The sequence below is a fragment of the Flavobacterium sp. genome, from assembly GCF_003525665.1.
Taxonomy (GTDB): Bacteria; Bacteroidota; Bacteroidia; order Flavobacteriales; family Flavobacteriaceae; genus Flavobacterium.
Window position 1 is genome coordinate 1 of sequence record NZ_DQDX01000143.1, and the last position, 5,176, is coordinate 5,176.

The window sequence follows — 5,176 nt, forward strand, 5'->3', positions numbered from 1 at the left end:
TTTGTCACCCTGAGCGCAGTCGAAGGGCTTTTAGTTAAATAGAAAGAAAAATGAAGTTTTATTACGTTTACATACTAAGATGCAGTGATAATTCACTTTACGTAGGAATAACAAATGATTTAGAAAGAAGAGTGAATGAACATAATGACGGTAAATTACCAAACGCCTACACATTCAAAAGAAGACCAGTGGTCTTAGAATGGTTTCAAGATTTCACAGAACCCAATCAAGCTATTTATTTTGAAAAGAAATTAAAAGGTTGGTCCAAACAAAAGAAAGAAGCATTAATAAAAGGAGATTTTAATATGATTGAAACATTAGCAGAATGCAGAAATGCAACACATTATAAATATAAACCATAAAATAAAAATTAACTAAAGGGCCCTTCGACTTTAGTTTATGCTGAGCGAAGCCGAAGTACTCAGGGTGACAGTTCTCGTAAATATTCATATTTTGCAGTGAAATTCAAAAATTCGATTAAAAAGTTTTATAAAACTAATGCGAAAGTTATAAAATAAACACCAATTTTTTAAATTTCCAAAATTTCTAAAATCTGTGTTCAAAAAAATAAAAAAACATCAATTGAAAAACATAAAAATGAACCAAGTACAATCGCATTCCTTATTCACCGATTTCGACATCGATTTATTCAAAGCAGGAAAACATTTTCAACTCTACGAAAAATTAGGAGCTCATCTTATTGAAGTAAATGGAGTTAAAGGCGTTTATTTTGCCGTTTGGGCACCATCAGCGCGCTCAGTTTCTGTGGTTGGTGATTTCAATTTTTGGGTACAAGGTGAACACCAACTAAACGTTCGTTGGGACGAATCTGGAATTTGGGAAGGTTTCATTCCTGGTGTTGATAAAGGAACAACATACAAATATAAAATACAATCCAATAATGGAGGTTTAATCACTGAAAAAGCCGATCCATTCGCTTTATATTGCGAGCATCCACCGCAAACAGCATCCGTAATTTGGGACTTAGATTACAAATGGAAAGACACCAAATGGATGGAAATCCGAAAAGATAAAAACGGATTAGACAAACCATTTTCGGTTTACGAAGTACATTTAGGTTCGTGGAAACGTAATGCAGATGGCAAGTTTTTGACTTATATTGAATTGGCCGATCAATTGGTTTCTTATGTAAAAGAAACAGGTTTTACTCACGTTGAGTTTATGCCAATTATGGAATATCCTTACGATCCATCTTGGGGTTATCAATTGGTAGGCTATTTTGCACCAACATCTCGCTTCGGAAAACCACAAGATTTTATGCTTTTGGTCGATAAATTGCACCAAGCAGGAATAGGAGTAATTTTGGATTGGGTGCCATCACATTTTCCAGATGATGCTCACGGATTAGGATTTTTTGACGGTTCCAACTTATACGAACATCCAGACAGAAGAAAAGGCTATCATCCTGATTGGAAGAGTTTGATTTTTAATTATGGTCGAAATGAAGTGCGTTCGTTCTTAATAAGCAACGCAATTTTTTGGCTAAAAAATTACCACATTGATGGACTTCGAGTTGATGCTGTTGCGTCAATGTTATATCTAGATTATTCAAGAAAAGAAGGCGAGTGGGAACCAAATATTTATGGCGGAAGAGAAAATTTAGATACCATCAGTTTCCTAAAAGATTTTAATGAAGCCGTTTATTCTAATTTTCCAGATGTTCAAACAATTGCCGAAGAAAGTACAAGTTTTCCAATGGTTTCGCGACCAACTTTCCTTGGTGGATTAGGTTTCGGAATGAAATGGATGATGGGTTGGATGCACGATACTTTGCAATATTTTGCTAAAGAAAGTTTCTACAGAAGATTTCATCAAAACGATTTAACATTCTCAATGACTTACGCTTTTACCGAAAATTTCATGTTGCCATTATCTCACGATGAAGTAGTTTATGGCAAAAAATCAATTCTAGGAAGAATGACTGGCGATGAATGGCAGAAATTTGCGAATTTACGTTTGCTTTACGGCTACATGTTTACTCATCCAGGAGCAAAATTATTGTTTATGGGTAGTGAATTCGGACAAACATCTGAATGGAATTTTGAAAGCAGTCTAGATTGGCATTTGCTGCAATATGGTTTCCACTACGGAATCAAAAAATGCATTACTGACTTAAATACTTTGTATAAAAATCATCCAGCTTTATACGAAAAACAATTCTCAGCAGAAGGTTTTGAATGGATCAATTATTCCGATAACGAAAATTCAGTTTTAGCCTATATCCGCAAAGGAAATAAGGAAAAAGAAATTCTAATTGTGGTTTGTAATATGACGCCAGTTGTTCACGAAAACTACCGAATTGGGTTGCCATCAAAAGGAAATCTTACCGAAATTTTTAATTCAGATAAAGTAGAATACAATGGAAGCGGAGTTACCAATTCTAAACCAATAAAAATCGACGCACAATCTTGGAATTACAGAGAATATTCTGCCGAAGTTGTGCTTCCGCCATTAGGTGTGAGTGTATTCAAAATCAGTTAATAACAACAATAAGGATGTGAATTTCACATCTTTTTTGTTTTATAACCATTCGCAAACGTTTTCGTTAAAAAGTACTTAGTTTATATCAATCATTTGTAGTGTCATCTTTGTAAATTTGGCACATTGTCTAAAATTTTTATTATGATCATCAACACCGAATTAGAATATAAAGGCGATTTATTCCCTTCCAAAATAGTTTCTTATACACAAGAAGTCGATTCGATTTTCTTCCATACCGATAACAATGTAATTTTGCAAGTTACTGTACTTCGCGATAGTATGGTTCGTTTTAGATTTACCACAAAAGGATATTTTAGCAATGACTTTTCGTATGCAATCGATAAATCACAATCGCATGGTTACAATGCTTTAGAAGTAACTGAAGAGAAAGATCATTTTAAAATTAAAACGTCTAAAGTTTCGGTTATTGTTCAAAAACATGATTTGCGCGTTGGAATTTACGACCTTGAAGGAAAAACAATTCTAGAAGATGAAATTGGTTTTCATTGGGAAGAGAATTATGAATACGGAGGAAATATCGTAAAAATGAGTAAAGTTTCGCGTGATGGCGAGAGTTTTTACGGATTGGGCGATAAGGCAACGCATCTAAATTTGAAAGGAAAAAGACTTGAAAACTGGGCAACCGATCAATATGCTTTTGCAAAAGATCAAGAGCCATTGTATAAAGTAGTTCCGTTTTATATTGGGTTACATGATGATGTTTCTTACGGAATTTTCTTCGATAATACTTTCCGCTCGTTTTTCGATTTTGCGCACGAAAGAAAAAATGTAACGAGTTTTTGGGCTGATGGAGGCGAAATGAACTACTACTTTATTTACGGTCCGAAAATGAGTGATGTTGTAAAAACGTACACGCATTTGACCGGAAAACCAGAACTTCCGCCATTATGGACTTTAGGATATCATCAGTGTAAATGGAGTTATTATCCAGAAAGTAAAGTTAAAGAAGTAACCAATAAGTTTAGAGAATTGCAAATTCCATGCGACGCTATTTACCTCGATATTGATTATATGGAAGGATTTAGATGTTTTACCTGGAGCAAAGAATATTTTCCCGATCCAAAAAGAATGGTTGCCGAATTGGCAAAAGACGGATTTAAAACGGTCGTAATCATCGATCCAGGAATAAAAATCGATAAAGATTATTGGGTTTACAAAGAAGGTTTAGAAAAAGATTATTTCTGTAAAAGAGCCGATGGACCCTACATGAAAGGTAAAGTTTGGCCTGGCGATTGTAATTTTCCAGATTATACAAATCCCGAAGTTAGAGAATGGTGGGCAGGATTATTTAAAGAATTAGTTTCAGAAATAGGAGTGAAAGGCGTATGGAATGATATGAACGAGCCAGCAGTAATGGAGGTTCCTACCAAAACTTTTCCGCTGGATGTTCGCCATAATTTTGACGGAAATAACTGCAGTCATAGAAAAGCACACAATGTTTATGGAACACAAATGGCGCGAGCAACCTATGAAGGGATTAAACGTTTTGCTTATCCAAAACGTCCTTTTGTAATTACGCGTTCGGCCTATTCTGGTGCGCAAAGATATACATCATCTTGGACTGGAGATAACGTTGCAACTTGGGAACATTTATGGATTGCAAACATTCAAATGCAACGAATGTCAATGTCTGGAATGGGTTTCACAGGTTCTGATATTGGAGGATTTGCAGAACAACCTTCAGCAGAATTATACGCGCGTTGGATTCAACTTGGAGTATTTCACCCATTTTGTAGAACGCATTCTTCTGGTCATCACGGCGAGCAAGAACCATGGAGTTTTGGCGATGAAGTGATTGATATTACTAGAAAATTTGTTGAATTACGTTATCAATTATTACCTTATTTATACACAATGTTTTGGCAATATGTAAATGATGGTGTGCCAATGTTAAAACCATTAGTTTATTTTGATCAAGAAGACAAACAAACGCATTACAGAACCGACGAATTTATTTTTGGAAATCAAATATTAGTTTGTCCAATACTTGAGCCAAATGCTTTAGGAAGAAGAATGTATTTACCTCAAGGAAATTGGTACAATTACTGGACACAAGAACTTGTTAAAGGAAAACGTGAATTATGGGTTGCCACCGATTTTGATCAGATTCCACTTTTCGTAAAAGAAGGTGCAATTATTCCTAAATATCCAATTCAACAATATGTTGGTGAACTCGAAATTGTAGATCTTTCTTTAGAAGTTTTTTACAAATTAGGAAAAGAAAAATCACACGTTTACGAAGATGCTCAAGATGGATATGATTACAATAAAGGCAGATACAGTTATAAAACCTTTAATTTAAACGGAAGGGATAAAGAGCTTATCATTCAGCAACATAAGGAAGGTGATTTTGAAACATTATACAAAACAATAAAAATAAGTTTGATTGGTTTACCTTTTAAAATAAAAGAAATTGAAATTGATAACGAGAAGGTAAGTTTTGAAAGCGTTTCATTTGATCATAATTGCAATTTAATCGTTGATAAAGACTTTACAGAACTCCATTTAATAGGTTAGTTTTAACATCATATCGATAGTAGTGTTTTTTAATTGTACTATTATGATGATATAATTTTTTTGATAAATCATATAATATTCAAAAGTAAAATTTTTGTATTTTTACTTTTTCAAAAACAAATTAATCTTAGTAAAA

Annotated in this window: 3 protein-coding genes; all 3 read left to right on the forward strand. The window is 33.9% G+C overall.

All coding sequences use genetic code 11. The features are described 5' to 3' along the window. The first annotated feature begins 50 nt into the window (after window positions 1–50). The 3 genes from DIU01_RS10015 (at window position 51) to DIU01_RS10025 (ending at window position 5,040) form a co-directional block, all read left to right on the forward strand. A complete protein-coding gene (locus DIU01_RS10015; RefSeq protein WP_290834033.1) occupies window positions 51–362 on the forward strand; it encodes a GIY-YIG nuclease family protein in 312 nt (103 codons plus the stop codon). Between the two features lie 235 nt (window positions 363–597). Further along, on the forward strand, window positions 598–2,502 hold the full coding sequence (gene glgB / locus DIU01_RS10020; RefSeq protein WP_290834035.1) for a 1,4-alpha-glucan branching protein GlgB: 1,905 nt from the start codon (window positions 598–600) through the stop codon (window positions 2,500–2,502). 141 nt (window positions 2,503–2,643) lie between these two features. After that, window positions 2,644–5,040 (forward strand): glycoside hydrolase family 31 protein, encoded by a 2,397-nt coding sequence (locus DIU01_RS10025; RefSeq protein ID WP_290834037.1) that lies wholly within the window; start codon window positions 2,644–2,646, stop codon window positions 5,038–5,040. The last annotated feature ends 136 nt before the right edge of the window (window positions 5,041–5,176 follow it).